The organism is Ralstonia chuxiongensis, assembly GCF_024158925.1.
GTDB lineage: Bacteria > Pseudomonadota > Gammaproteobacteria > Burkholderiales > Burkholderiaceae > Ralstonia > Ralstonia chuxiongensis.
Genome location: NZ_JAMYWC010000006.1, coordinates 244,276 through 269,760 on the forward strand (window position 1 = coordinate 244,276; position 25,485 = coordinate 269,760).

Below are 25,485 nucleotides of genomic sequence, written 5' to 3' on the forward strand. Positions count from 1 at the left end.
AGGTGGAAAAAGAAAATCAGTGTGTGATGCGTGGGGAATCATCGCAAGCAGGTCAGTTTTCCGCCCGAACGCTATCGCCGGCAAATGTGCGGCGATACCGAACGCCCCGCCGCATAGGCCATCGGCACCACGCGGCCGAAGCGCGCGGCAGCGTGCGCGTGCGGCAACGGTTCGAACCGCAACCCTGGACGCTCCACGTGTATCGGTCGCAAAGAGGCCCGGTATCGACACGGGTGCGGGTGGTTTTAATGCGGTGGCCACGCAGTTGAAGGCGCTTTGCCCAGGTTGAGCACTGGCGACACCGCGCCGCTACAACTAAAAACAATTGTGAGAAACCGCGCCGCATCGCCGTTTGCGGGCCACAGTGTCCTTTAGAATTCGCTCTGTTGCAGATTTGGAAGTCCACACATGCGCACACCTCGGTTCGCATCTGCCCGGATGCTGGGCAGCGCGCTCACCCTGAGCACGTTGGCACTCAGCGGTTGCAGTTCACTGATGTCGGAAGGCACGACCACCGCAGCGGGTATCGGCGGTGCAGCCCTCGCAGCCAAGGTGACCGACAACGCGGCGGTGGCCACCGGCATCGGCTTGGGCGTACAAGCCGGCGCACGGGCTGCGTTGCAACACAGCCAACGTGTCATCCACACCGAAACTCAAGACCACATCGCGCAGATCGCTGGCGCGCTGGCCGACAACACCGTCGGCAACTGGCAGGTCAAGCACCGCATCCCCTTGGAGCCCGACGAACATGGCCGCGTGGTGGTCACGCGCTCGATCAACGGGCCGCTCGTCAACTGCAAGGAAATCCTCTTTACCGTCGACGGAATGGAAGATGGCGCCGCAAAGGTCGACTTCTTCGTCGCCTCCATCTGCCACGACGGCAAGCAATGGAAGTGGGCGACCGCGGAACCGGCCACGGCGCGATGGGGTTCGCTGCAATGAGCTGCGCGCGCTGGCTTGTAGCAGGATGTGCGGGCCTGATGGCCGGCTGCTCGTCGGTGGGGCCGTTGACCGGCGCTGCAGCGGGCGTGGCCACGGGCACTGTCACGGGCAACCCGGCGGTGGCCTATGGCGTGGCCGTGTCGGTCAACGCCGCGACCGATGCGTCCATCAAATACGCAACGCGCAAATGGGCCGCCAGCGAGCAGGATGCGCTCGCGATGGCAGTCGGGCGATTGAGCGACAGCACGCCTTCGCTCAACTGGTCGCTCGAACGCATGATGGGCTTGACCAAGGCGCACGGCCAGGTCGTTCTGGTGCGCACGTTCACGACGCCGCTGGCCACCTGCCGAGAGGCCATCCTGACCGTTCAGGAAGCCCTGGCGCCCAAGAACGCGCCCGGTGCCGGTTACACGATTTATGCGTGCCAGAACGGCACCACATGGCAATGGGCCAACGCCGAGCCCGCCGTGCCGCGCTGGGGCAACCTGCAATAGCGCGCCTCGTACGTCAGGACTTGGCGGCAAGGCGCGTCACGGCGTCCTGCAGAAACCGCTTGCTCGCCTCGACAATCGTGCGCTGCATGGCCTCCTCCGGCATGGCCCGCGCAATATGGATGGCACCCACGAGCTGCGCAATCATCGCCCACGCGGCATCATCGTCGCCCAGACGCTGCGCCAGGATCGCGTGCCCTTTGCGCATCTCGTCCTGATACAGCTCGCGCACTGAGGCATCTGCGCGCGCGATCTCGGCGGCAAGGCCGGGCACGGCGCAACCTGCCTCGGGATGCCTCACGTGGGCAAGGCACAGGTAGCGATCCAGCTCGAAGCGCAGCCAATCTTCGGCCGTATCGTGCGGATTGCCGGCCCACATCTCGCGGCTGGCGGCCAGTTCGGCCTCGATCAACGCTTTGAGCCAATCCGATTTGGAGCCGAAGTGGCTGTAGAACGCGCCGCTGGTCATGCCGGCCGCCTGCGCAAGCGCGTCCACACCGGTCGCGGCAAAGCCATTCACCTTGACCTTGCGGCCGGTCGCCTTCAGCAGCTCCTTGCGCTTTTCTTCCTTGTGGCCGGGCTGGTATCGCATGTTTTCCCCTGCTTTTTCCCGCTTGACACTATGCAACCAGTAGCATAATTTTCTTTTCAGTAACGATCGTTATTCTATAAACGAGGTGGACATGGAGACAAGCAACAACAAGGCGGCCCTCGTCATCGGCGCGGGAGATGCCACGGGCGGTGCCATCGCCAGGCGCTTTGCCCGCGAGGGCTACATCGCCTGCGTGACGCGCCGCTCGGCCGACAAGCTGCAACCGCTGGTCGAGGCGATCCGCGCGGAAGGCGGGCAAGCGCAGGGCTTTGCATCCGACGCGCGCAAGGAAGACGACGTCATCAAGCTCGTCGACGACATCGAGCGCGACGTCGGCCCCATCGAGGTGATGGTCTTCAACATTGGCGCCAACGTGCCGAGCAGCATCCTGGAAGAGACCGCGCGCAAGTATTTCAAGATCTGGGAGATGGCGTGTTTTTCGGGCTTCCTGGCGGGGCGCGAAGTGGCCAAGCGCATGGTTACGCGGGGGCGCGGCACGATCCTTTTCACCGGGGCAACCGCAGGCATGCGCGGCGCGGCCAACTTTGCGGCATTCGCGGGTGCCAAGCATGCGTTGCGCGCGCTGGCGCAAAGCATGGCGCGCGAGCTGGGCCCGAGGGGGATACACGTGGCGCATGTGGTGGTCGATGGTGCGATCGACACGGCGTTCATCCGCGAGAACTTTCCCGAGCGCTACGCGCTGAAAGACCAGGACGGCATCCTCAACCCCGAGCACATCGCCGAGAACTACTGGTACCTGCACACGCAGCCGCGCGACGCGTGGACGCATGAGCTCGACCTGCGGCCCTGGATCGAGCGCTGGTAGACGCCTGTTCCACGCCCATCGCAACATCACAAAACCAGGAGACACACGCATGAAGCAGGTCGAATTCTTCTTCGATGTGGGCAGCCCTTACAGCTACCTCGCGTATCACCAGTTGCCGAAGATCGCACAAGCCAAGGGCGCGGAGATTGTCTGGCGGCCGATGCTGCTGGGTGGCGTGTTCCAGGCCACAGGCAACAGCAGCCCGGCGACGATTCCCGCCAAGGGCCGCTACTCCAACGTGGATCTGGAGCGCTGGGCAAAACACTTTGGCGTGCCGATCCAGCAGAACCCGCACTTTCCGATCAACACGCTGCAATTGATGCGCGGTGCGGTGGGCATGCAGTTGCGCAGCGACGCGGAATTCCACCGCTACCTCGCCGCCATCTTCAGCGCGATGTTCGAGCACCCGCGCAATCTCGGTGATCTGCAGGAACTCGCTGCGGTACTGGAAGCGGCCGGCATCTCCCCCGCGCTGATGCTGGAGCTTGTGCAGGACGACCGCATCAAGCAGACGCTGCGCAAGACGACCGAAGAGGCCGTGGCGCGCGGCGTGTTTGGTGCGCCCACGTTCTTTGTCGGCGACGAGATGTTCTGGGGGCAGGATCGTCTGCACTTCGTCGAGGCAGCGCTGTCCTGACAACTTCGCATGCGCCGGCGATGAGGGCCGCCGCATGCTCCTCCCATCTCCCCTTCCCTTACGAGGTCATATTGCCTCGCCTTGTTTTTTTAATACGAATCATTATTATTTGCATTCTTAACAAAACTGAACACTGCCATGCACGGAATTGCCCTCCTGTTCGGGCTGCTCGCGGCAGGCTGCCTGTATGCGGCCGCGCCCAACCAAGTGCTGCTCGCGCGCGCTTCGCGCCTGCGGGGGCGCGTGCTGTGTAGCGTTGCCGTTACGTTGTCGGGCACTGCCGCCGTGCTGTGGAACGACGCGCTCGGCTGGCCGGGGGCAACCATTGCGGTGGTGCTGGTGGTGACGGGGGCCTTGTCGCTATGGCCCATGTTGGGTGCGTGGACACAGCAACGGCGTGCAGGCTTTGAGGCGCGGTCATGAACGGCATGGGCACCAAGTGGCTGGCCGGTACCGTGCTCGGGCTGCCGCTGTCGGTTGCGCTGTGCACGCTGGCAATCCTGTGGCTGCCGGGCGGCTGGGGAAGCGGCGTCATCGGCGCCCTGCTCGTGTGCCTGCCGCTGTGGGCCGTGATCATCAGCGTGAGCGTGCTGTTTCGGAGCAGCGCCCATGCGTGGGGCGTGCTGGCGGTGGCCAACGCGCTGTCGTTCGGCGTGCTATGGCTACCGCGCCTGATGGTGGCTTGACCTCGCCATGAAATCGACGACCTTACGTCTGTATCAGACGCTGCACACCTGGGTGGGCCTGATAGCGGGCTGGGCGCTGTTCATCGCGTTCTTTGCGGGCGCGCTCACTGTGTTCCACGAAGAGCTGCATGCGTGGCAGAACCCGCTGCGCGCCGACCATGCCGCCGTTGCCATCAAGCCGGTCGACATCGATCACTTCGTGAACGCGCTGGTGCGCACGCACCCGGCCGCTGCCGCAAGCGCGTACGTCATCTTCCCCAACGAGGGCGAGCCGGAGTTCTCCGCGTACTGGCAGAACAGCAAGGGCGATTGGCAAGTGACGACCCGCAGTGGGCTCGCTGCGGGCAGGACCTCGCCGAAAGATCTGTCGATCGAGCCATCGAAAGGCGAACTGGCCAATTTCCTGAACCGGCTGCACTACTCGCTGGGTCTGGAAGCGCCGGGCATGTACTTCATGGGCGTGATTTCGGTGCTCTATGGCGTGGCGCTTATCTCGGGCGTGCTGCTGCACCTGCCCCGCCTGAAGAAGGATCTACTGGCCGTGCGTCCAGGGCGCAACCTCAAGCGCTTCTGGATGGACATGCACAACGTGCTCGGACTGTTCAGCCTGCCCTTCCACCTGATCTTTGCGATCACCGCGCCGGTGCTGTGTCTGAGCATCGTACTGATGACCGTGTTCAACACCGTAGCGCTCAACGGCAAGCTGTTCGATGCGGTGCCGCGTGTGACGACGGCAGCCGGCACGGTGGTTGCGGCCAATCATGCGGCGCCGATGTTGCCGGCCGAGCAACTGTTCGCCCGTGCACGCGAATTGGCCGACCCGAACTTCACCGTCAAATCGATCCACTACCAGCACATTGGCGATGCGAATGCCGTGGCGGAAGTGCGCGGCAGCAGCACGCGAGCGATCGGCGACTACGGCTCCGTAGCGATTCATGCGGCTGCCAATCAGCCCGACAGCGGCAAGCTCGTCGGCAACCAGACGCCCGATGCACGCGACACCAACCACGCCATCTACAGCCTGGTCTACGGCCTGCACTTCGGCACTTACGGCGACATCGTGCTGCGTCTGGCGTATCTCGTGATGGGGCTGGCGGGGGCGTTCGTCTTCTATTCGGGCAACCTGCTGTGGATCGAATCGCGCCGCAAGCAGCGCAAGGCCGATCAGCCACGCATGCATCAGTTGCTGGCACGCGCCACGGTTGGCGTGTGCATCGGATGCTGCGTCGGCGTGATGGCGACGTTCCCGGCGGCGCTGCTGTGGCCCGAGCGTTCGGCCGGCGTGACGTACTACACCGTGTTCTTCGCGGCGCTTGCCTGGGCGATGCTTCGGCCGCCAGCACGCGGCGCCGTCGAACTGCTGAGCGCTGCCGCCATTGCAGCGGTGCTTGCGCCCATCACCAATGCCGTCGTCACCGGTGACCACCTGCTGCGCACGATGGCGCGCGGCGATTGGATGGTGGCCGGTTTCGACCTGGGCGCACTGGCGCTCGCGTGCGGCTTTGTCGGCCTTGCGCGTGCGACGCTGCGCCGGGCGCGCCACGGTGCGCCCGATTCTGTCTGGGCCATGCCGGTACGTGAATCGCGCGTTGGCAACGATCTGCACCCGAGCGCCGCCAGAGAGCCATAGCTCCACACGCTCCGCACCAAATAACCACAACCACCCGCACAGACTCCGCGCATGCCGCCCGCCGGCTCGCGCGGGACTGCGCACGCCTGTCCACAACATTGATCCAGGGGAGCTTGATCATGCGAGCCGTTGCTTTATTACCCGCTTCACGCCGTCCTATCGCCTTCCTTCGACCTACGCCGTTGGTGCGCCGGCTCGCGCTGGCATTCGCTGCCATGGGTGCAGGCGCATCGGCGCAGGCGCAGCAGACAACCACGCAGGTCGACCTGCCCGCCACGCAAGTCACTGCAGGCAAACCTGCTGCCTATGGCGCGAAGCAGGCCAGCACCGGCGCACTGGGCGACAAGGCTGTGCTCGACACACCGTTCACCATCAACGTTGCCACGCAAGAACTGATTCAGAACCGACAGGCGCAGACCATCGGCGAGGTATTCAAAGGCGATCCGGCGGTCACCGCCAACAACGACGGTTACATCGGCGAGGCATCAAACATCACCATCCGCGGCCTGCAGCTGGATCTACTGGAGGGCTACAAGGTCGACGGCCTGGCCGTGCCCAACTGGGGCAGCGATGTTCCGCTCGAACACTTCGAACGCGTCGAGCTGCTCAAAGGCCTGTCGGGATTCATGTATGGCTTCGGCACGCCCGGCGGCATCGCCAACTTCGTGACCAAGCGCCCCACCAACACCTTTGGCGGCAGCGCCACGTTCGGCTTTACCAGCGGCGGCACGCTCAAGGAATCGGTGGATGTGGGTGGGCGCTTCGGCCCGACCAAGGCGCTGGGCGCCCGCGTTGGGGTGGTGCATGAAGAAGGCGACACCTTTGTCGACGGCGGCCATATCAAGCGCGACTCCGCATCGTTGGCGCTCGATGCGCGCATCACGCCGGATCTGCAGTGGTCGTTCGATGGCCTGTACATGCAGCGCAACGTGCAGGGTGCGTACTACGGCATCATCCCCGGCCAGGATTTTGGTGTGCCGGTGACGGAGTTCGTGCGCACGCCCCGTGCCATTGACGGCAGCCAGCGTGTGTCATCACCAGGCTCGTATTACGAGACCGAGATCAAATCCGTCGGCACTGAACTCAACTGGGCCGCCACGCCCGACTGGAACGTGCGCGCTGCCTATCGCTACACGCAGCAGAACCGCGGCAACGCCGACAGCGCGATCCAGCTGACCGACAACGCAGGCAACTTCAGCGAGTTGCAGTACAGCTCGTACCAGCGCTACCAGTACAGCCAGGCGCAGGTGATGGCCAACGGCAAAGTGCGCACGGGTTCGATAGAGCACGACCTCGTCTTCGGCACGTCGTGGCAGAGCCTCACACAAGCCACGGGCGGCTTTGCTTCCACGTTGCTCGGCACGGGCAATCTGTACGACACGTCGGCGTTCGTGTCGTCTGGGGCGACACCGATGCGGGTGCCCTCGTCCGACGGTCTGGCTCGCACATCCCGTATCGACCAGACCGCCGTCTTTGCCAGCGACACGGTCAAATTCAGCGAGCAGTGGTCGGTGCTTGGCGGGTTGCGCTACACACGCTTCAACCAGACCGGCTACAACGCCGACGGCAGCACCTCAGCCAAGTACAACCGCGAGCCGATCACGCCCACGCTGGCGGTGATGTTCAAACCCGTGCAGCCGGTGACGCTGTACACGAGCTACGTGGAATCGCTTGAAGCGGGCGCCAGCGCACCGATCACAGCAGTCAACGCAGGCACGGTATTCGGGCCGCTCAAAAGCAAGCAGGTGGAGGTGGGCGCCAAGGCCGAACTGCACGACTGGACATTCGGCGCGGCGCTGTTCCAGGTGCAGCGCGGACTGGCGTATCTGCGGCCGGACAACGTCTATACGCAAGACGGCATGACGCGTTATCGCGGGCTCGAATTAAGCGCACGCGGCAAGCTCGCACGTGACTGGACGCTGCTGGGCGGGGTGCTGTTCATGAATTCGGAGAACACGGAGTCCGATGCCTCCGTGCTGGGCAAACGCGCCTATGGGTCGCCGCGCTTCAAGGCGACGGCGTATGTGGAATATGCCGTGCCGCCGGTGCCGGGGCTCGTGCTGTCAGCGGGCGGCCAGTACGTCGGCAACTCGGCGCTGGAGGCTAACAACAGCAACATCGTGCCGGGGTATCACACGTTTGATGTGGGGGCGCGGTATTCGACCAAGGTGAGCGGCAAGCCGGTCACGCTGCGGTTCAATGTCGACAACCTGACGAATGAGAAGTACTGGTTACCGAGCTGGGGGTTCATTCTTGTGCAGGGGGCGCCTCGGACGTTTAGGGCTAGTGCTACGGTTTATTTTTGATGTTTTGGTTTTTGGTTCGGAGCTTGATCTTGGTGGTGCATCCCCTGTTTCATCCCCTGCCGGGGCTGACTCACTTTCTTTGGTCTTGCCCAAAGAAAGTAAGCAAAGAAATGCGCGCCCGAGATGGCGACTTCCCCTTGAATTTCTGTCGCAGGGAGGGAGGGGAGGCAAACTCGCTTCGCTCAGACAGGCCTCCCCTCTTTTTCCTCCCTGCAACAGAAATTCAAGGCGCCATCTAGGGCAGGAAAGTCAAAACAAAAAAGCCACCCCCTCTGGGCACCTGCCAGGACGACAAGGCCAACCTCGCGACGGGTTGGCTTTTCTCTTCTGACGTGGAGCCCTTGATGGCGCCTTGAATTTTCGTAAGCGGGCGGAAAAAAGGTGGGGAACTGTCTGAGCGAAGCGAGTTTTCCCCACCTCCGCCCGGTTACGCAAATTCAAGGAGTCTTTCGCCATCTCGGGCGCGCCTTTCTTTTGCTTACTTTTCTTTGGCAAGACAAAGAAAAGTAAGTCGGTCCCGGCAGGGAACGAAAGAGGGATGGACCACAAAAACAAAAAAACAAGTTGCATATCTAACCATCCTAACCTACCATCCACTTCACCATGTTCGACCACTGCCTCTACTTCAACACCACCGCCCTGGCCCGCAAGCTCGACCGCGTCTGGGCAGACGCCTTCGCGCCTTTCGATCTCACGCCGCCGCAAGGCTTCATGCTCCGCGCAATCGTCGACCGCCCGGGCATGCTGCAAAGCGAGTTATCGGAAGCGATGTCCGTCACACGCCCCACGGCAACGCGCGCGCTGGATGGCCTGGAGGCCAAGGGCTTGATTGAGCGCCGCAAAACGGAAGCCGACGGCCGCGAGACCGCCATCTTTCCGACGCGGGAAGCGGTCAAGATCGGTGCAGCGTTGAACGAGGCGAGCGGCGCCGTCACCGCAAGGTTGAAGCGCGTTTTGGGCAGCAACGAGTTCACCGATACGGTGACGAAGATCCGAGGTGTGCGCTCCACCCTGACATGAGCGTCCTTTTTTTTTGATTAAATAATTGCATTGCTAACTAATAAGGGAAACGATCATGCCCATCCTCAACGTCAAAGTCAGCGCCCAACGTTCTGCGGAAATGACGCAGAAGATCTCCAGCACGCTGCTGGAACTCACCTCTCGCATCCTGGGCAAAGACCCGAAGGTCACAGCCATCGCCATCGACTATGTGGACCCGGAAGACTGGATCGTCGGCGGGCAGACGCTGGCCGCGCAAGGCAAGAACAGCATCTATTTCGACATCAAGGTGACGGACGAAACGAATACCAAGGCAGAGAAGGCGCAATACATCGCCGAGGCGTTCACGGCTTTTGCTGAGCTACTCGGCAATCTGCATGAAGAGAGCTATATCTATGTGCAGGACGTTCGCGCCGCAGCTTACGGCTACGGCGGCAAGACGCAGGAGTACCGCTACCAGCACGCGTAAATGTGTCGATCGCGTCGCTCCCACCCAACAAAGAACAGGTGAAATCATGAACCGCATGAGCGCTTTCTTCGCGGCCAGTTGGCTGGCCGCCGCCTTGCTGTACTTTGGCCAACATTCGTTGCCGCTGACCGCGCTCTCGGGCGTGGTGTTGCTGGCTGGCTTCGATCTTCTGCGTCCGTAACGCTCTAGCGCGTGCGCTGTTGCGCCCGGTATTGCAGGGGGCTGCAACCCTGGCCGGCAGAAAACGCGCGGCTCAGTGCGCTGACACTGCCGTAGCCGCATTCATCGGCAATGTGATCGAGGGGCAGTCGGCCCGTGCGCAGCAGAAACGCTGCCAGTTCCAACCGCAGCGTCGCCACGTAACGCCGCAGGTTGCTGCCCGTGGCGGCGGCAAAACGGCGCGTCAAGGTGCGCTCGCTCATCGCTGCCTGGGCTGCCAGTTCCGTCAATGCAGGCGGCACGGCCAATTCCCGCTCCAGGATTTCCTGGATGGCCAGGATGGCCGCATCGCCGTGGCGCTTGAACTGCGCCGTCCACACGGCCATGTGCTCGTATGACGGCAGCGATTGCGTGAGCGCCGTGCGCAACATCCGGCGAGATGCACCCACCCCGCAGCAGTGATCGATGATGTACGCGCAGGCGTCCACGGCGGGGTTGATGCCGCTGACGGTGATGATGCGGCCATCCACTGCCAGAGGCTGGTCCGGCGTGTAACGCACGTCGGGAAAATGCCGGGCAAACCAGGCGCGCTCACTCGCCAGCCCGGTCGCTCTACAACCATCAAGCAGTCCAGCCTTGGCAAACAGCGGCGCCGCGTTCATGCCAACCACGAGGGCGCCGGCGTCATAGCGCGTGCGCAGCCAACCGGCGATGCGCGCCTCTTCCACGTCCAACGCCGCCTCCGGGGCGAACTGTGCGGGAACGATCACGACGTCATAAGCGGTATCGACCAGCGCGGCGGTGGCGGGCACGGGCATATTGCCAAAGCTCGATACGGAGGCACCGTCGGCGGACAGCAGATCAATGTCGAAGAGCCGGCTTCCCATCACGTCCACGCTGCGCGCCTGCATGGTGCCCGCCACCAGCAGCATCTCTTGAGTGAGAAACACGTAGCCGGCAAACAGGCGAGGCGGCAGCAGGATGGCGATGCGCGCCCGCGCGTGCACACCGTGGCGTTTGGAGGCTGCTTTCGGCTGGCGCTTCATGTCAATAAAGTGGCGATCCGGATCAACCGGAATTGTCGCGGCCTTGTTGAAATACGGCAACCCATCCGCCGCCGATCCAGAGCCGCCATCAGGAGCCGCCATGATTGCCCGCACGCTGTTCGATGCAGAACACGACACCTTTCGAGAATCCGTCCGCCGCTTTATCGACGCGGAAGTCCTGCCCCACCACGAGCGCTGGGAAGACCAGGGCTACGTCGACCGCGCCATCTGGGAAAAAGCGGCCGCCGCTGGCTACCACTGCGCCAGCATGCCCGAAGCCTACGGCGGCGCAGGTGCCGACATCCGCTACAGCACCGTTCTGATGGAAGAGATTGCCCGTGCAGGTGCCACGGGCCTGGGCTTCGGCCTGCACTCGGAAATCGTCGCGCCCTATCTGTTGCACTACGGCAGCGAGGCATTGAAGCAGCATTACCTTCCCAGGCTGGCGAGCGCAGAGATGATCGGCGCGATTGCCATGACCGAACCCGGCGCGGGCTCCGACCTGCAAGGCGTGCGCACCACCGCAACGCGTAGCAGCGACGGCAGCCACTACGTTCTCAACGGCTCAAAGATCTTCATCACCAACGGCTGGCACGCCGATATGGTGATCGTGGTGGCGCGTACCACGCCCGAAGGCGGCGCCAAGGGCACGAGCCTCTTCGTGGTCGACACGAGCATGGAGGGCTTCAGCAAGGGCAAGCGCCTGAAGAAAGTTGGCATGAAAGCGCAGGACACCGCCGAGCTGTTCTTCGACAACGTGCGCGTGCCGGCCGGCAACCTGCTCGGCGAGGAACACCGCGGTTTTGCCTACCTGATGCAGGAGCTGCCGTGGGAGCGCCTGCAGATTGCCATCGGCGCTATCGCTTCGGCCGAGGGCGCGCTTGAATGGACGCTGCGCTACGTGCGCGAGCGCCAAGCCTTCGGCAAATCCATCCTCGATTTCCAGACCGCGCGGCACGCACTGGCGGAACTGAAAACCGAAGTGCAGATCGGGCGCGTGTTTGTTGACCAGTGCATCGCGCTCAAGCTTGCCGGCAAGCTTGATGCCGCCACCGCATCGATGGCCAAGTACTGGACCACCGACCTGCAATTCAAGGTGATGGACCGCTGCGTGCAACTGCATGGCGGCTACGGCTATATGTGGGAATACCCCATCGCCCGCGCATGGGCCGACTCGCGCGTGCAACAGATCTACGGCGGCACCAACGAGATCATGAAAGAGCTGATCGCCCGCACCCTTTAACGAGCACGACCTTCAGGACTCAACGCTATGGAAGCCTATATCTACGACGCCGTGCGCACCCCGCGCGGCAAGGGCAAGAAGGACGGCAGCCTGCACGGTGTGACGCCGCTGCGCCTGGCCGCAACCGCGCTGCGCGCCATCCGCGACCGCAACCAGCTCGACACATCGCTCGTGGATGACGTGGTGCTCGGCTGCGTGGAGCCCGTGGGCGAACAAGGCGCGTGCATCGGCCGCGTGGCAGTGCTGTCAGCCGGCTATGCCGAGACGACGGCCGGCGTGCAGATCAACCGCTTCTGCGCCTCGGGCCTGGAAGCCTGCAACATGGCCGCCGCGCAGGTGATGGCCGGGCAGAGCGACTTCGCCATCGGCGGCGGCGTGGAGAGCATGTCGCGCGTGCAGATGGGCGCCAGCGGTGGCGCATGGCCGGTCGACCCCGCAGCCGCGATCCCGCTGTACTTCGTGCCGCAGGGCGTGTCGGCCGACACCATCGCCACCAAGTGGGGCTACAGCCGCCACGATGTCGATGCCTATGCCGCAGAGAGCCACCGCCGTGCGCATGCGGCCAGCACAGCCGGCTGGTTCACGGGTTCCATCGTGCCGGTGCGCGACCAGAACGGCCTAGCCATGCTCGACCGCGACGAGATGATCCGCCCGCAAACCACCGTGGACACGCTCGCACAGCTCAAACCGTCGTTTGCGGAACTGGGCGAGCAATACGGCTTTGACGCGGTGATCCGCCAGCGCTATCCGGAGCTAGAGCGCATCGAACACGTGCATCACGCCGGCAACAGCTCGGGCATCGTCGATGGCGCGGCGGCCGTGCTGATCGGCAGCCGCGAGGCCGGCAAGCGCGCGGGCCTCAAGCCACGTGCGCGCATCCGCAGCTTTGCGAGCATTGGCTCGGAGCCGTCGATCATGTTGACCGGCCCCTCCTACGCAGCAGAGAAGGCGCTCAAGCGCGCCGGCATGTCTGCATCCGACATCGACCTGTACGAGCTCAACGAAGCCTTTGCCTCCGTCGTGCTGCGCTTCATGGAGGTGCTGGCCGTGCCGCATGACCGCATCAACGTCAACGGCGGCGCCATCGCGATGGGCCATCCGCTCGGTGCAACGGGCGCCATGATTCTCGGCACGCTGCTCGACGAGCTGGAACGGCGTGGAGCGAGCACGGGCCTCGCCACGCTGTGCGTGGGTGCCGGCATGGGCACCGCCACCATCATCGAACGCATTTGAGGAGCGTGCTGACATGATCGACATCACCATCGACACCGACGGCATCGCCACGCTGACGTGGAACCAGCCGGGCCGCGCACAGAACGTGCTTAACGGCGAAACCTGCGCAGCCTTCTTTGCCGCCATCGACCGCGTGTGCACGGATGCAAGCGTCAAAGGCATTCTGGTCACCTCCGCCAAAGCGGATTTCATTGCCGGCGGCGACCTCGAATGGCTCCAGGCCAGCGACGACGCAGCCACGTTGTTTGAACGCACGTGCGAGCTGCACCGCATGCTGCGCAAGCTGGAAACCTGCGGCAAACCCGTGGCCGCGGCGCTCCCGGGCTCCACGCTGGGCGGCGGGCTGGAGATTGCGCTCGCTTGCCACTACCGCGTGGCGGCCGACAACGCCCGCGCGCGCTTCGGCCTGCCAGAAGTCACGCTCGGCCTGTTGCCGGGTGGTGGCGGCACGCAGCGTTTGCCGCGCCTGATTGGTGTGCAGAAAGCACTGCCGATGCTGCTTGAAGGCAAGCGCGTCAAAGCGGTGGAGGCGCTCAAGCTCGGCATTGTCGATGCGGTCGTCAACGCGGGGGAAGAGGTTGATGCCGCGCGCGCGTGGCTGCTGGGCGAAGGCCAGACCCGCGCGCAGCAACCGTGGGACATCAAGGGCTACAAGGTGCCCGGGGGCGGCATCTCCAGCCCTGCCGTGCAGCAGCTATTCACTGCGGCCAACGCCATGCTGCGGCAGAAGACCTACGGCAACTATCCGGCGGCGGCCAGCATCCTGTCGTGCGTGTACGAAGGGCTCATCACCGATCTTGATACGGGCCTCAAAACCGAGGCACGCTACTTCGTGCAAGCGGTGCTGTCTCCGGAGGCCCGCGCGATGATCCGTACCCTTTTCTTCAGCCTGAACGCGGCCAACAAACTGGCCGCGCGTCCCGCCGATGTGCCGGTGCGCCGCTACGCCAAGGTGGGCGTGTTGGGCGCGGGCATGATGGGCGCCGGCATCGCCTACGTCACCGCCAAGGCCGGGCTGCCCGTCGTGCTGCTCGACACCACGCAAGAAGCCGCCGAGCGCGGCAAGGACTATTCGCGCAAGCTGGTCGAGAAACAGGTACAGCGCGGCCGTCTGCATGCCGACCAGGCTGAAGCGCTGCTCGCGCGCATTCAGCCCACCACGTCCTACGCCGACCTGGATGGCGCGGGGCTCGTGGTGGAAGCCGTGTTCGAGCAGCGCGAAATCAAGGCCGACGTCACGCGCCAGGCCGAGGCCGTGCTGTCGCCCGATGCCATCTTCGCGTCCAACACGTCCACGCTGCCGATCACGGGGCTGGCGGAGGCAAGCCAGCGGCCGGGCAACTTCATCGGGCTGCATTTCTTCTCGCCAGTCGACAAGATGCCGCTGGTGGAGGTGATCGTCGCCCGGCAGACCACGCGGGCCACGCTGGCGCAGGCGCTCGATTACGTGAAGGCCATCGGCATGACCCCCATCGTCGTCAACGACAGCCGCGGCTTTTATACGAGCCGCGTATTTTCGACCTACGTGCTCGAAGGCCTGGCGATGCTCGCCGAAGGCGTGGCGCCTGCATTGATCGAAAACGCTGGGCTGCTGGCCGGCATGCCCGTCGGGCCGCTCGCGCTCATCGACGAGGTTTCGAGCGAGCTGATCCACAAGGTCAACCAGCAGACGCGCGCCGATCTGGGTGTTGCCTACATCGAGCGCCCGGGCGAAGCCGTGGCCGAGCGCATGGTGGCGCTGGGCCGCATCGGCCGCAAAGCGGGCCAGGGCTTCTACGACTATCCGGAGAGCGGCAAGAAAACGCTGTGGCCCGGGCTGGCGACCGAATACCCAAAAGCCGCCGCGCAGCCCGACGTGCAGACGCTGGTCGATCGCCTCATCACCGTGCAGGCCGTGGAAACCGCACGCTGCCTGGACGAACGCGTGGTGACCGAACCGCGCGATGCCGATGTGGGCGCGCTGCTCGGTTGGGGATTCCCGGCATTCCGGGGCGGGCCGGTGTCGCACATCCATCGGATGGGGGTGGGCGCCTTTGTCGAGCTGTGCGATCGGCTGGCTGCGAAACACGGCCGCCGCTTCGCGCCCCCCGCCCTGCTGCGTGACATGGCAGACAAACATACCGCGTTTTACGAACGCTGACCCTCCGGCGCCGCGCGAGCACCGTCTGCGCGGCGCCTCACCGACAAGCGTTGCGCCCAAACACCACCCCCGGGTAAGCCCGAGTCCTGCCCCCAAAAGCAAACGATTGCGCATCCATTCGCTGGCCCGGTCGTTCGGCTTAAGACACATGTGCTTCACTCCGATATAGAGTGGAAGACACTTGAAATTGCCGACGCCCAGGCACGCTGCGCGCGTGCCCCAGACAACTGGACACGCAAACGCTGGAGTGGGGATGCCCGCAAAACGATCGAACGCTTCTTCTGATGGCACGACCGATACCTCGCCGTGGCAAGCATGGCGGCGAACGCTGCTGTCGCCGCTGAACGTCGGCGCGGTGTTGGTCCTGTTGTTCATCTGGACGTTCACGTTCCATCAACTCACCCAAGAGCGCGACAGGCTGATCAGTGATGCGCAGGCGCGCACGCAGGTTGAAGCACGGGCATTTGGTGAGTACTCACTTGGCAGCGTGCGACGCGTGTCGGAGTTCCTGCTCGATCTGCGCGCGAGCTGGCTGTCCGGTCGCGACGTGTTCGAGCACGTCATCCACGAACGGCAGGAGGCCGTGCGCGACCTGACCTTCCAGGTGGCCGTGATCGACGAGAACGGAATGCTGGTCTACTCCAGCATCGGCCCCACCACGGAACGCCTCGACCTGAGCCAGCGCGAGCACTTTCGCGTGCACAAGGAATCGGGCGGACGCGACGTGCTGTTCATCAGCGACCCGGTGCAGGGCAAGGTCTCGAAAAAGTGGTCGATCCAGTTCACGCGCCCCATCCTCAGGGCTGGGCAGTTTGCCGGTGTGGTCGTGGTGTCGGTCAGCCCGGAACAGTTCGCCAGCTTTGCGAATACGCTTGCGATTGGCAAGGACGGGGCTGCCACGATCATCCGCGAGTCTGGGCAGGTCCTGGCCCGCGTGCCCAACCCGACCGCGGGTATCGAAAAACCGCCGCGCGCCCGGCAGTTCAACAAGCCGGGTGCACTGGGAACAGGTAACTACCGCGTGGTATCGGGCACCGACGGCGTGGAGCGCATCATCGGCTATCACCATGTGCCCGAGATCGGGCTCTACTTCCTGGTGGGCGAGTCGGTGGCCTCGGTGCTCGCGCCTTACGACGGCTATCGGCGCACTGCGCTGGTGGAGGCGGCCGGCTCCACCCTGCTGCTCGCGCTGCTGTATTTCACGCTTCGCTACCAGGGGGCCGAGCGCAAGCGGCACATCGAAGAGATGCGCCTGGCCTCCATGGTCTATGCATCGAGCAGCGAAGCGATGATGGTGACGACGCTTGATGGGCGCGTGATCGACGTGAACCCTGCCTTTACCGTCACCACGGGCTATTCGGCGCAGGAATTCAAGGGTCAGTCCAGCGACGCCATCCGCTCCGAATGCAACGAGCGGGCTGTGATCGAAGCCATGCGCGAGGGCGTTGCAACCAAGGGGTCGTGGAGCGGCGAATACCTGATCCGCCGCAAGGACGGCAGCGAATTCCCCGCGCTGCTCACGATCGACACCTTTGCAGACAGCACGCTGGGCGAGCCACGCCGGGTTGCGCTCATCCACGACATGACGGAGAAGAAGCGCGCCGAAGAGGTGATCTGGCGGCAGGCGAATTTCGATGCGCTTACCGATCTGCCAAACCGGCATATGTTCTACAACCGCCTGCGGCAGGAGATTGCGCGGGCGCGGCAGACGTCTACACAACTGGCGTTGCTGTTCATCGATCTGGACCGTTTCAAGGAAGTAAACGACACGCTCGGCCATGATCAGGGCGACGTTCTGCTCAAGGAGATCGCCCGGCGCATCTCCGCCATCGTGCGCGGCACCGATACGGTCGCGCGGCTGGCGGGCGACGAGTTCACCATCATCCTTCCAGACCTGTCCGATGCCGGGGCGGTCACGCCCATCATTCGCAGCCTGCTCGCGCGCATTGCCACGCCGCTGCAGCTTGGCCAGGAAAGCGTGGAAGTGTCGGCCAGCATCGGGGTGGCGCTGTACCCGCGTGATGCCGACTCCGCAGAATCGTTGCTCGTGCGCGCAGACCAGGCCATGTTCGCGGCCAAGAGCGCGGGACGGAATCAATGGGCCGTCTTTACCCCGGCATTGCAGCGCGCCGAACAGGAACGCCTGCGCGTGACCAGCGACCTGCGCGTGGCGCTCGCGCACGGGCAGCTTGCGGTGCACTACCAGCCCATCGTCGATCTGCTCACGGGCAAGGTCCGCAAGGCAGAGGCGCTGATCCGCTGGACGCACCCCGTGCGAGGCGAGATCGATCCGGGAGATTTCATTCCGGTGGCTGAGGACACCGGGCTGATCGTCGAGATCGGCAAATGGGTGCTGAACAGAGCGCTGGACCAGCTCACGCACTGGCAGGCCACGCTCGACAACACGATGCAGGTGTCGGTCAACAAGTCGCCGTTGGAGTTCCGCGCGCACCAGTCGGGCACCGAATCGTGGCCCAAGGTGGTGGAGCGCCGGGGGCTTCCGCCGCACAGTCTGGTCGTTGAAATAACCGAAGGCTCGTTGATGGACGACAACGCGGAGGTGATCGAGCACCTGCACGAATTCCGGCGCGCGGGTGTGGATATTGCACTCGACGATTTCGGCACGGGGTATTCGTCGCTCTCGTACCTGAAGCGCTTTGATATCGACTACATCAAGATCGACCAGTCGTTCGTGCGCAGCCTCGCGCACGACCCAAAAGACATCGCACTGTGCAGCGCCATCGTAAGCATGGCGCACGCGCTGCGCATCAAGGTCATTGCCGAAGGGATTGAGACCGAGGAGCAGAAGGCGATCCTGGTGGCGGCGGGCTGTGACTACGGCCAGGGCCACCTCTTCTGCCCGCCGGTGCCGCCCGCCGCGTTTGAAGCCTTTGTGGCCAAAAGCCAGCTTGCCGAAACCTAGGTACCACGGCGCAGGCCGCTTCGATCATTCGGCCCGTATGGCTTGCAGCTACTAGACGCCCCGGGCCGCACGTGAACCCGCGCCCACCACGGTGCGGTTCTTGCCTTCGTGCTTGGCCTGATACAGCGCAAGGTCGGCGGCTTCGATCAGCGTGGTGGTCGGCACGTCGTGCACCGGATTCACCAGCGCGCCGCCGATGCTGACCGTTACGTAGTCGCCAGTGGACGAATGCAGGTGCGGCACCTGCAGGGTCTCGATCGCACCGCGGATCTTCTCTGCCAGCAGCTTCAACCCCTCGGCACTGTTGCCGGGGAGCACGACGGCAAACTCCTCTCCGCCAAAACGCGCCGCCAAGTCACCGGGGCGGCCCAGGCACGCTTCCACCGTGCTGCCGATGCGCTTGAGCACCTCGTCCCCGGCCACATGGCCGTAGGTGTCGTTGTAGAGCTTGAAGTTGTCGACATCGATCATCAGGAACGACAGCGTCGTGCCCTCGCGTGCGCCGCGCCGCCATTCCGCGCTCAGGTATTCGTCGAGATAGCGGCGGTTGGCCAAGCCGGTCAGGCCATCGGAGTTGGTCAGGCGGCGCAGTTCCAGATTGGCTTCGAGCAACTGCTGCTGCGACTGGCGCAGCGCGCGGTACGCCTCGTCACGCTGCAGCAGGTTGACGTACGAGCGCGAGTGGTAACGGATACGCGCCAGCAATTCGATGCGGTCCGGCAATTTGACAAGGTAGTCGTTGGCGCCCGCTGCAAACGCAGCGCTCTTGATGACCGGCTCCTCCTTGGTCGACAGCACGATGATCGGCACGTCGCGCAGCACCGGGTTGGCGCGATAGTCGCGCACCAGCGTCAGGCCGTCGGTGCCCGGCATCACCAAGTCTTGGAGGATGACGGTGGGACGCGTCTGGATGGCGGCGATCATCGCCTCGTCAGAGCGCGCGCAGTAGTGGAAATCGATACGATCTTCACTGCTCAGCGCCTGACGAATGGCCTCGGCCACGATGGCCTGATCGTCCACCAGCAGCACCATCACTGGCACATCGGCAGCTGCCGGTGTACGCAACAGCGCGCGTGCGGCCTCCAACGCGGCTTCCGCTGCAGGCATGGGCTTATTCTGGTCAGCACCATCCGGATGATCCGGAATCTCAGGTGGTTGGTTGGTCATGTGATGCTCCCCGTTTCTGGTTATGTGTGTCATGGCGATGGCTCGTGCGTGCTTCAGGCGCGCACGAGCGCGATGAGTTCGTCGGCGATGCGGTCAAGCGGCAGGATGGCGCGCGCCGCATCCAGCGCAGCCGCGGCCTTGGGCATGCCGTACACCGCGCTGGTGGCCGCGTCCTGCGCGATGGTGTGGTAACCCTTGGCGCGCATTGCCTTCAGGCCGATGGCGCCGTCGCGGCCCATGCCCGTAAGCAGTACACCGATGGCGTTGCCCCGCCAGTGCTCGACCACGCTGTGGAAGAACACGTCGACCGACGGCCGATAGGGCGTGCTGGCCGGCTCATGCGTGTAGCCGAAGGTACCGCCGGGCAGCACATGCATGTGGTCATTGGTGGCCGCGAGCAGCACCTCGCCTGCATGCGGGCGGTCGCCTTCCACGGCCACGCGCACTTTCAGGGCAGTCTGGCCGTTCAGCCATTCGGCCATCCCGGCTGCGAAGGCCTGGTCAACGTGCTGAACCACGGCAATGCCCGCGGCAAACTCCGCTGGAAGTTTGCCCAGCACGGCGGCCAGCGCGGTGGGCCCACCGGCAGAGGCGCCGATGGCCACCAGAGGCACCGAGCCATCACGCGCGGGGGTGCCCGCACACGGCCTCGGCACCACGGGTTTATCCAGCAGGCGGCCAATCTGATCGATCTTGGTGAGCAGCGGGTGGTTGGCGCCGGCATCCGGACCACCGCCGAGCGTGGGCGTATCCACGGCGTCCAGCGCACCGGCGCCCATCGCCTCGTACACGCGCCACGCGTTAGCACCCACGCTGCTGGTCACCACCAGGATCGCGCACGGATTGCGCGACGCCATGATCCGTCGGGTGGCTTCCACGCCATCAAAGCGGGGCATGATCAGATCCATCAGCACCACGTCGGGCGGCTGCGCAGCGCAAAATTCGACGGCCTGCGCCCCATCGGTCGCCACCCACAGCACGCGGTGCTCGGGCCGGCGTGCGATCGTGCGGCGCATGGCTTCAACGGCCAGCGGCATATCGTTGACGATGCCGATATTCATGTCCGCGCTTCTCCAATCAGGTCGCGCACTGCGTCGAGCAGCGCTTCATCGTGGAAACTGCCTTTGGCGAGGTAATAATCCGCGCCGGCATCCAGGCCACGGCGGCGGTCTTCCTCGCGGTCCTTGTAGGACACCACCATCACGGGCAGCGCCTTGAGCGCGGCGTCGCGCTTGATGAGCGTGACAAGTTCGATGCCATCCATGCGCGGCATGTCGATGTCGGTAACGACAAGGTCGAAGTCTGCGCCGCGCAAGGCGTTCCAACCGTCCATGCCGTCTACGGCCACGGTGACGGCGTAGCCGCGTTTTTCCAACAGCTTGCGTTCCAGCTCGCGCACCGTGAGCGAATCGTCCACCACCAGCACGTGCTTGCGCTGCTGCACGGTCACGCCCTGCCCGCGCTGCACCTTGTCGAGCTGGCCGCCACGCACGAGCTTGTCGACTGAACGCAGCAGGTCGTCGACATCGACGATCAGCACCGCATCGCCGTTTTCCATCAGCGCACCGGCGGCAATGTCACGCACCTTGCCAAGCCGAGCATCCAGCGGCTGAACCACCAGCATGCGCTCGCCCAGAAAGCGGTCGACAGCAATGCCGTATGTCTCCGCGCCCTCGCCAATCACGACCACCGGCACGCTCTCGCGCGCTTCGCCCGGGGGTTGCGTACCGAGCAACTGGTGCGCCGTCACCAATCCCGTCGGGCGGCCCTCGAAGCGGAAATGTTGCTGGCCTTCGAGCATGTCGATCTCGGCGCGGCCCAGCTCAAGCGTGCGCCGCACGTAGGCCAGTGGAAACGCATACGCCTCACCGCCTACGTCCACCAGCAAGCTGCGGATCACCGACAGCGTGAGCGGCAACTGCAGCATGAAGCGCGTGCCGCGCCCCGGCTCGTTGTGGATGCGAACAGTGCCACGCACCGCCTTGACCATCTCGTGCACGGCATCGAGCCCGACACCACGTCCGGACACATCCGTCACCTGCTCGCGCATCGAGAAACCCGGCAGCAGCAGGAAGTCGAGCAACTCGTGATCCGACAGGCGGCTGGCGGTCTCGGCATCGGACAGCCCGCGCCGTACCACCGCTGCACGCACCGCCTCCAGGTCGATACCGGCGCCATCATCGGCTACGGTAATCAGCAGTTTGCCCGCGCTGTGGCGTGCTTCCAGCGTGATGCCGGCTTCCGCTGGCTTGCCTTGTGCCTCTCGGGTTGCGGGCGTTTCCACGCCATGGTCGACGGCGTTGCGCAGGAGGTGGCCAAGCGGTGCGTCAAGCATGTCGAGAATGTCGCGGTCGACCTGCGTGGCCTCGCCGACGATGGTGAAGCGCACCTGCTTGCCCAGTGAGCGTGCCAGGTCGCGCACCACGCGCGGATAGGCATGCGTAGCATCGCCGAACGGCCGCATGCGGCACTGCAATGCCTCGTCGTACAGCTGCTGAGCAAGGTGTGTGCTGCGACGATCGAAGCGGTCGAGATCGTCGATGTGCTCGCCCAGTGTCTGCTGCATGTGGCTGAGCATCTGGCGCACGTCGTTCAGCGCAGCGTGCATGTCGGCGTCGGCATGCTGGTCGAGCCGCTCGACCAGCGTTTCGTAAAGCGTATCGAGCGCCAGCGCTGCCGCACGGTGCGTGCGTTTGACGCGCAACATCGATTCGCCAAACGGCTTGAGCCAGCGAGACTCCACCAGCGATTCACCCGACAGGCTCAGCAGACGATCGAGGTTGTCGGCGCGCACGCGCAGCATGCGATGCGAATCGCTCGTGCTGCCGATGGGCGCACGTTGCGGTGCGGGTGCAGCGGGTTCGGGTGGCGGCACCGGAGGCGTAGAGAGCGCCGCCACCTCGGCATTGAGCAGCGCCATCGCGGCCTGCAGCGTGGCGTCTTCGGTGGCGGGCTCCGGTTCGGCAAACGTTGTAGCTGCGCGTGCGGCGGCGGCGCTCTCCGGCGCGGAAAACGCAGCCAGCACGGCATCGACCTCCGCTCGCGGCACCTGCCCGCCCGTAGCAGGCAGGCCGACACGCAGCAGAAGATCGGTGCCACGCAGCAGCACGTCGATATGCGCACCGGTTAGTACCAGCGTGCCGTGCTGCGCTGCCACGAACCATTCTTCCATGCGGTGCGCAACGTCTACACCGTCCTGCAGGCCGACGATGCGCGCCGCGCCCTTGAGCGAATGTGCCGCACGCATGCAGGCTTCGAGCGCGGCGGCATCGGCGGGCGTACGCTCCAGCGTCAGCAGTCCGGTGGACAGCACACGCGTCTGCGTCTGCGCTTCCTCATGGAACAGCGCCAGCAAGGATTGGCGGCCCAGATCGTCATCCATGCTCATCGCAGGCTCCGGGCAATCGAGTCGAACACGCGGTCGGTATCAAGCAGGCCAATGGTGGCATCGCGCCACGCCAGCACGCCGCGTGCGTGGGCCGTGGTCGCGTGCGTGAGCGTGGACGGCACCGGCAGCAGCGCGGTGGCCGGAAAGCGCAGCACGCCTTCCACTTCATCCACCGGGAAGACGGCCGGTTCATCGCGGTGTGCAGCCACCAAGAGCCGCGCATAACCATTGCGCCCGGCGTGCTTGCTGCCCGCTTGATCCAGCCCCAGCAACTCGCCAAGCGACACCGCCACCGTCAGCGCCCCGCGAATGTTGACCAGCCCCAGCACCACCCGGTTACGCCGATGCGGCAATGTGTGGATGGCGCGCGGCGTATCGATCTGCCGCAGCGCGGTGGCCGGCAGCGCGAGCCATTCGTCGGCGATACGGAATACGAGCACGGCCAGCTCCGCGCCCGCCTGCTCCAGCGTACGCAGCGGCGCGGCCGTGCGATGGGCCAGCGCCGCGGCTTCCAGATCTGCATCGCTCAGCGCACGATCCAGCAGCGCAGCGGCTCCCTCTTCAAAGATGGGGCAGTTCAGGCAGCGCGCGTACTCAGGCAGGCGCGGGCAAGATTGATCGCCACGCGTGCCGATGCGGTTCCAGCAGTCATCAACGAGCGTGGTAACGCCCGCGTGGTCATGGACGGCGTGCGCCATGCGTTCCTCGTGAGTGCTCCGGGGTTCCGGAGAGTGCAGATGGGGTCTTGTCCTGGCGCGCCAGGGCGCGCTCCGCACGCAGCATGAGCTGGCGTGCGCCCACGGTATCCCCGGCAACGTCGAGCAGCGCGGCCAGGTGGGTCAGCGCTTCGTAATGCGCGGGTTCCAAGTACAGCGCCTTGCGGTAGAAATTCCCTGCATCTGCCTGGCGCCCGCGCGCATCGGCAATCAGGCCGAGCAGGTAGAACGTATCGGCTTCGGGGGCGCGCAGGTTGGCGATCTCCAGCGCCACACGTTCGGCTTCGTCAAGATTGCCGGCGTCGGCCAGCCGCCGTGCGTCGGCCACGGTGGCCGGCTCGCGCAGCACGGTGTCGATCTCGGGAATGGTCGGACGCGACGGCCGCTCGGCAAGGCTGGGCCCAGGATTGTGCCTGGAGGGCGCAGGCGCGCGCACCGCTACAGGGCGCACAGGCACCGACGGCAACGCCACGCCGGGCAACCCCACCACCGGAGCCGCATGCTCGGGCGGCAGTGGCAAGCGAAATGGCAACGGCGCCCGAACACCTGTTTCACTGGCCGCCGTGCGTTGAAACGCAAACGCCAGCGGAATGCGCGCAGAGCTCATCGCATGACGCATCATCAGGCCCGTTTCAGCAGGGCCGACGAAGATCATGCCGTCTTCCGCCAGCTGTGAATCGAGCCGGCGAATCGCCTGATCCTGCGCATCGCGGTGGAAGTAGATCAGCACGTTGCGGCAGAAGATGAAGTCGTAGCGTGTGTCATCGGCCGGTGCGTCCGACAGGTTGGCCTGAGCAAAGCGCACCAGCCCGCGCACGGTGTCGCTCAACTGCCAGCCGCCGTCGACCTCGGTGAAATGCCGGTCGCGGAAGGTCAGCGGGTGGCCTCGGAAAGCATTGCGCCCGTACACCGCACGCCTTGCCTGTTCAATGGCGCGCGCGCTGATGTCGATCGCGTCAATGGTAAAGCGCGCGGGGTCGATGCCTGCATCGAGCAGCGCCATCGCTGCAGAGTACGGCTCTTCACCGGTCGAGCACGGCGCACTCAGGATGCGCAGTAGGCGCATCGGCACGCGCGCAAGTTTTTCGCCCACCACGCGCGCCAGCGTGACGAAGGCCTCGCGGTCTCGGAAAAACCACGTCTCGGGCACGACCAGCGCTTCGATCAGGGCCTGCCGTTCTTCCGGGGCGGTGTTCAGGCGCAGCCAGTACGCGTCCAGCGCCGCTGCGTCCACGGTGTTCGGCATGCCGCGCTCGGCCAGCATTGCGCGCGTGCGGTCCAGCACGGCGCGCTCCAGCGTGTTCGCACCAAGCGACGGCGCGTCAATGCCCGTCTCGTGCGAGAGCCAGGCTTCAAAGCGGGGATCAACGGCCACCATGACGATCAGCCAACGGTGGCCGGAAACAGCAACGCACGCACGCGCGCGTCGAGCACCGCCTCGGTATCGACCCGCTGCACGAGGCCGTCGTCCAGGCTTGCCACGGAACCGAGCCAGCGCGCATTGGGCGTGGCGACACCGCTGTCGGCAAAGTGCGCATCATCGATACGTCGCGTGTGCGTTGCGTGCTCGAGCATCAGGCCCAGCAGCGGTGCTTCGTCGCCACGGGTGCCGGATTCATAGCGCACCAGCACCAGCCGCGTCGAGCGCAACGGCCGCGCGGGGCGGCCCAAGGCAAGCTGCGGCACGTCGATCACCGGCACGGGCGCGCCATGCCGTTCAATCACGCCCGCCACCCACGCTGGCGCACCGGGAATCGACTTGGTGGCGGCCAAGGGCAGCACTTCAGCAATCTGCGCCACGTTGAGCGCATAGCGGTCGCCATCGAGCTGGAACAGGAGATAAAGCATGGCGATTCTCGCTACGGCAAAGACACCTCAATGCGGATGCGCGG

23 protein-coding genes are annotated in these 25,485 nt (G+C 64.8%); 15 read left to right on the plus strand and 8 right to left on the minus strand.

Annotated elements, in window-relative coordinates:
- The first annotated feature begins 408 nt into the window (after positions 1 to 408).
- Together NKG59_RS20695 and NKG59_RS20700 are read left to right on the plus strand one after the other, a co-directional pair.
- Positions 409 to 942, plus strand: a complete 534-nt coding sequence (locus NKG59_RS20695) for a hypothetical protein (protein WP_413410570.1) — start codon at positions 409 to 411, stop codon at positions 940 to 942.
- 38 nt (positions 943 to 980) lie between these two features.
- Positions 981 to 1,436: a hypothetical protein gene (locus NKG59_RS20700; RefSeq protein WP_253540707.1), complete on the plus strand. Its 456-nt coding sequence runs from the start codon at positions 981 to 983 to the stop codon at positions 1,434 to 1,436.
- Between the two features lie 13 nt (positions 1,437 to 1,449).
- Here NKG59_RS20700 and NKG59_RS20705 read toward each other — a convergent pair whose 3' ends face one another.
- Positions 1,450 to 2,025, minus strand: coding sequence for a TetR/AcrR family transcriptional regulator (locus NKG59_RS20705; protein ID WP_253540709.1), 576 nt, complete (start codon positions 2,023 to 2,025; stop codon positions 1,450 to 1,452).
- A 91-nt stretch (positions 2,026 to 2,116) separates the two neighbouring features.
- Between NKG59_RS20705 and NKG59_RS20710 the strand changes: the two genes are divergently transcribed.
- The 9 genes from NKG59_RS20710 to NKG59_RS26440 all read left to right on the plus strand — a co-directional run bounded on the left by NKG59_RS20710 (position 2,117) and on the right by NKG59_RS26440 (position 9,759).
- On the plus strand, positions 2,117 to 2,851 hold the full coding sequence (locus NKG59_RS20710; protein ID WP_253540712.1) for an SDR family oxidoreductase: 735 nt from the start codon (positions 2,117 to 2,119) through the stop codon (positions 2,849 to 2,851).
- A 49-nt stretch (positions 2,852 to 2,900) separates the two neighbouring features.
- Complete coding sequence (locus NKG59_RS20715; RefSeq protein WP_253540714.1) at positions 2,901 to 3,488, plus strand: 2-hydroxychromene-2-carboxylate isomerase; 588 nt, start codon at positions 2,901 to 2,903, stop codon at positions 3,486 to 3,488.
- Between the two features lie 138 nt (positions 3,489 to 3,626).
- Complete coding sequence (locus NKG59_RS20720; protein ID WP_253540717.1) at positions 3,627 to 3,911, plus strand: hypothetical protein; 285 nt, start codon at positions 3,627 to 3,629, stop codon at positions 3,909 to 3,911.
- The gene (locus NKG59_RS20725; protein ID WP_253540720.1) at positions 3,908 to 4,174 is read left to right on the plus strand and encodes a hypothetical protein; all 267 of its coding nucleotides are present in this window, start codon (positions 3,908 to 3,910) and stop codon (positions 4,172 to 4,174) included. Before NKG59_RS20720 ends, NKG59_RS20725 begins: the two co-directional genes overlap by 4 nt.
- 7 nt (positions 4,175 to 4,181) lie before the next feature.
- A complete protein-coding gene (locus tag NKG59_RS20730; protein WP_253540722.1) occupies positions 4,182 to 5,804 on the plus strand; it encodes a PepSY-associated TM helix domain-containing protein in 1,623 nt (540 codons plus the stop codon).
- Positions 5,805 to 5,923: 119 nt separating this feature from the next.
- Positions 5,924 to 8,110, plus strand: coding sequence for a TonB-dependent siderophore receptor (locus NKG59_RS20735; RefSeq protein WP_253540726.1), 2,187 nt, complete (start codon positions 5,924 to 5,926; stop codon positions 8,108 to 8,110).
- Positions 8,111 to 8,713: 603 nt separating this feature from the next.
- On the plus strand, positions 8,714 to 9,130 hold the full coding sequence (locus NKG59_RS20740; protein WP_045205663.1) for a MarR family winged helix-turn-helix transcriptional regulator: 417 nt from the start codon (positions 8,714 to 8,716) through the stop codon (positions 9,128 to 9,130).
- A 55-nt stretch (positions 9,131 to 9,185) separates the two neighbouring features.
- Positions 9,186 to 9,578 carry a tautomerase family protein gene (locus tag NKG59_RS20745; RefSeq protein WP_253540729.1) on the plus strand — a complete coding sequence of 131 codons (393 nt, stop codon included), beginning with the start codon at positions 9,186 to 9,188 and terminating at the stop codon, positions 9,576 to 9,578.
- 46 nt (positions 9,579 to 9,624) lie between these two features.
- On the plus strand, positions 9,625 to 9,759 hold the full coding sequence (locus NKG59_RS26440) for a hypothetical protein (protein ID WP_004632518.1): 135 nt from the start codon (positions 9,625 to 9,627) through the stop codon (positions 9,757 to 9,759).
- A gap of 4 nt (positions 9,760 to 9,763) precedes the next feature.
- On the opposite strand, the gene NKG59_RS20750 is transcribed toward NKG59_RS26440, so the two are convergent.
- On the minus strand, positions 9,764 to 10,783 hold the full coding sequence (locus NKG59_RS20750) for a GlxA family transcriptional regulator (protein ID WP_253540990.1): 1,020 nt from the start codon (positions 10,781 to 10,783) through the stop codon (positions 9,764 to 9,766).
- A gap of 100 nt (positions 10,784 to 10,883) precedes the next feature.
- On the opposite strand from NKG59_RS20750, the gene NKG59_RS20755 reads away from it, so the two are divergent.
- The 4 genes from NKG59_RS20755 (at position 10,884) to NKG59_RS20770 (ending at position 18,322) form a co-directional block, all read left to right on the plus strand.
- The gene (locus tag NKG59_RS20755; RefSeq protein ID WP_253540731.1) at positions 10,884 to 12,026 is read left to right on the plus strand and encodes an acyl-CoA dehydrogenase family protein; all 1,143 of its coding nucleotides are present in this window, start codon (positions 10,884 to 10,886) and stop codon (positions 12,024 to 12,026) included.
- Positions 12,027 to 12,053: 27 nt separating this feature from the next.
- Positions 12,054 to 13,259: an acetyl-CoA C-acetyltransferase gene (locus tag NKG59_RS20760; protein ID WP_253540733.1), complete on the plus strand. Its 1,206-nt coding sequence runs from the start codon at positions 12,054 to 12,056 to the stop codon at positions 13,257 to 13,259.
- Between the two features lie 13 nt (positions 13,260 to 13,272).
- On the plus strand, positions 13,273 to 15,399 hold the full coding sequence (locus tag NKG59_RS20765) for a 3-hydroxyacyl-CoA dehydrogenase NAD-binding domain-containing protein (protein WP_253540735.1): 2,127 nt from the start codon (positions 13,273 to 13,275) through the stop codon (positions 15,397 to 15,399).
- A gap of 253 nt (positions 15,400 to 15,652) precedes the next feature.
- A complete protein-coding gene (locus NKG59_RS20770; protein WP_253540737.1) occupies positions 15,653 to 18,322 on the plus strand; it encodes a bifunctional diguanylate cyclase/phosphodiesterase in 2,670 nt (889 codons plus the stop codon).
- 51 nt (positions 18,323 to 18,373) lie between these two features.
- On the opposite strand, the gene NKG59_RS20775 is transcribed toward NKG59_RS20770, so the two are convergent.
- From NKG59_RS20775 to NKG59_RS20800, 6 genes are all read right to left on the minus strand, one after another.
- The gene (locus tag NKG59_RS20775) at positions 18,374 to 19,429 is read right to left on the minus strand and encodes a diguanylate cyclase domain-containing protein (protein WP_301288224.1); all 1,056 of its coding nucleotides are present in this window, start codon (positions 19,427 to 19,429) and stop codon (positions 18,374 to 18,376) included.
- A gap of 113 nt (positions 19,430 to 19,542) precedes the next feature.
- Positions 19,543 to 20,550, minus strand: coding sequence for a chemotaxis response regulator protein-glutamate methylesterase (gene cheB / locus NKG59_RS20780; protein ID WP_253540739.1), 1,008 nt, complete (start codon positions 20,548 to 20,550; stop codon positions 19,543 to 19,545).
- Positions 20,547 to 22,877 (minus strand): hybrid sensor histidine kinase/response regulator, encoded by a 2,331-nt coding sequence (locus tag NKG59_RS20785; RefSeq protein WP_253540742.1) that lies wholly within the window; start codon positions 22,875 to 22,877, stop codon positions 20,547 to 20,549. The genes cheB and NKG59_RS20785 overlap by 4 nt, the downstream gene beginning before the upstream one ends.
- Complete coding sequence (locus NKG59_RS20790) at positions 22,874 to 23,575, minus strand: chemotaxis protein CheW (RefSeq protein ID WP_253540744.1); 702 nt, start codon at positions 23,573 to 23,575, stop codon at positions 22,874 to 22,876. The genes NKG59_RS20785 and NKG59_RS20790 overlap by 4 nt, the downstream gene beginning before the upstream one ends.
- Positions 23,556 to 24,971, minus strand: a complete 1,416-nt coding sequence (locus NKG59_RS20795) for a CheR family methyltransferase (protein ID WP_253540748.1) — start codon at positions 24,969 to 24,971, stop codon at positions 23,556 to 23,558. Before NKG59_RS20795 ends, NKG59_RS20790 begins: the two co-directional genes overlap by 20 nt.
- A 5-nt stretch (positions 24,972 to 24,976) precedes the next feature.
- Positions 24,977 to 25,441, minus strand: coding sequence for a chemotaxis protein CheW (locus tag NKG59_RS20800; protein WP_045205654.1), 465 nt, complete (start codon positions 25,439 to 25,441; stop codon positions 24,977 to 24,979).
- Positions 25,442 to 25,485: the final 44 nt, after the last annotated feature.

Excerpts from the sequence above, each read along its gene's own strand:
- NKG59_RS20790 (WP_253540744.1), bottom strand. The coding sequence starts at position 23,575 with ATGGCGCACGCCGTCCATGACCACGCGGGCGTTACCACGCTCGTTGAT.
- NKG59_RS20735 (WP_253540726.1), top strand. The coding sequence starts at position 5,924 with ATGCGAGCCGTTGCTTTATTACCCGCTTCACGCCGTCCTATCGCCTTC.
- NKG59_RS20740 (WP_045205663.1), top strand. The coding sequence starts at position 8,714 with ATGTTCGACCACTGCCTCTACTTCAACACCACCGCCCTGGCCCGCAAG.
- NKG59_RS20725 (WP_253540720.1), top strand. The coding sequence starts at position 3,908 with ATGAACGGCATGGGCACCAAGTGGCTGGCCGGTACCGTGCTCGGGCTG.
- NKG59_RS20715 (WP_253540714.1), top strand. The coding sequence starts at position 2,901 with ATGAAGCAGGTCGAATTCTTCTTCGATGTGGGCAGCCCTTACAGCTAC.
- NKG59_RS20775 (WP_301288224.1), bottom strand. The coding sequence starts at position 19,429 with ATGCCTGCAGCGGAAGCCGCGTTGGAGGCCGCACGCGCGCTGTTGCGT.
- NKG59_RS20755 (WP_253540731.1), top strand. The coding sequence starts at position 10,884 with ATGATTGCCCGCACGCTGTTCGATGCAGAACACGACACCTTTCGAGAA.
- NKG59_RS20700 (WP_253540707.1), top strand. The coding sequence starts at position 981 with ATGGCCGGCTGCTCGTCGGTGGGGCCGTTGACCGGCGCTGCAGCGGGC.
- NKG59_RS20745 (WP_253540729.1), top strand. The coding sequence starts at position 9,186 with ATGCCCATCCTCAACGTCAAAGTCAGCGCCCAACGTTCTGCGGAAATG.
- NKG59_RS20750 (WP_253540990.1), bottom strand. The coding sequence starts at position 10,783 with ATGAAGCGCCAGCCGAAAGCAGCCTCCAAACGCCACGGTGTGCACGCG.
- NKG59_RS20760 (WP_253540733.1), top strand. The coding sequence starts at position 12,054 with ATGGAAGCCTATATCTACGACGCCGTGCGCACCCCGCGCGGCAAGGGC.
- NKG59_RS20785 (WP_253540742.1), bottom strand. The coding sequence starts at position 22,877 with ATGAGCATGGATGACGATCTGGGCCGCCAATCCTTGCTGGCGCTGTTC.
- NKG59_RS20695 (WP_413410570.1), top strand. The coding sequence starts at position 409 with ATGCGCACACCTCGGTTCGCATCTGCCCGGATGCTGGGCAGCGCGCTC.
- cheB (WP_253540739.1), bottom strand. The coding sequence starts at position 20,550 with ATGAATATCGGCATCGTCAACGATATGCCGCTGGCCGTTGAAGCCATG.
- NKG59_RS20705 (WP_253540709.1), bottom strand. The coding sequence starts at position 2,025 with ATGCGATACCAGCCCGGCCACAAGGAAGAAAAGCGCAAGGAGCTGCTG.
- NKG59_RS26440 (WP_004632518.1), top strand. The coding sequence starts at position 9,625 with ATGAACCGCATGAGCGCTTTCTTCGCGGCCAGTTGGCTGGCCGCCGCC.
- NKG59_RS20770 (WP_253540737.1), top strand. The coding sequence starts at position 15,653 with ATGCCCGCAAAACGATCGAACGCTTCTTCTGATGGCACGACCGATACC.
- NKG59_RS20720 (WP_253540717.1), top strand. The coding sequence starts at position 3,627 with ATGCACGGAATTGCCCTCCTGTTCGGGCTGCTCGCGGCAGGCTGCCTG.
- NKG59_RS20795 (WP_253540748.1), bottom strand. The coding sequence starts at position 24,971 with ATGGTGGCCGTTGATCCCCGCTTTGAAGCCTGGCTCTCGCACGAGACG.
- NKG59_RS20800 (WP_045205654.1), bottom strand. The coding sequence starts at position 25,441 with ATGCTTTATCTCCTGTTCCAGCTCGATGGCGACCGCTATGCGCTCAAC.
- NKG59_RS20765 (WP_253540735.1), top strand. The coding sequence starts at position 13,273 with ATGATCGACATCACCATCGACACCGACGGCATCGCCACGCTGACGTGG.
- NKG59_RS20710 (WP_253540712.1), top strand. The coding sequence starts at position 2,117 with ATGGAGACAAGCAACAACAAGGCGGCCCTCGTCATCGGCGCGGGAGAT.
- NKG59_RS20730 (WP_253540722.1), top strand. The coding sequence starts at position 4,182 with ATGAAATCGACGACCTTACGTCTGTATCAGACGCTGCACACCTGGGTG.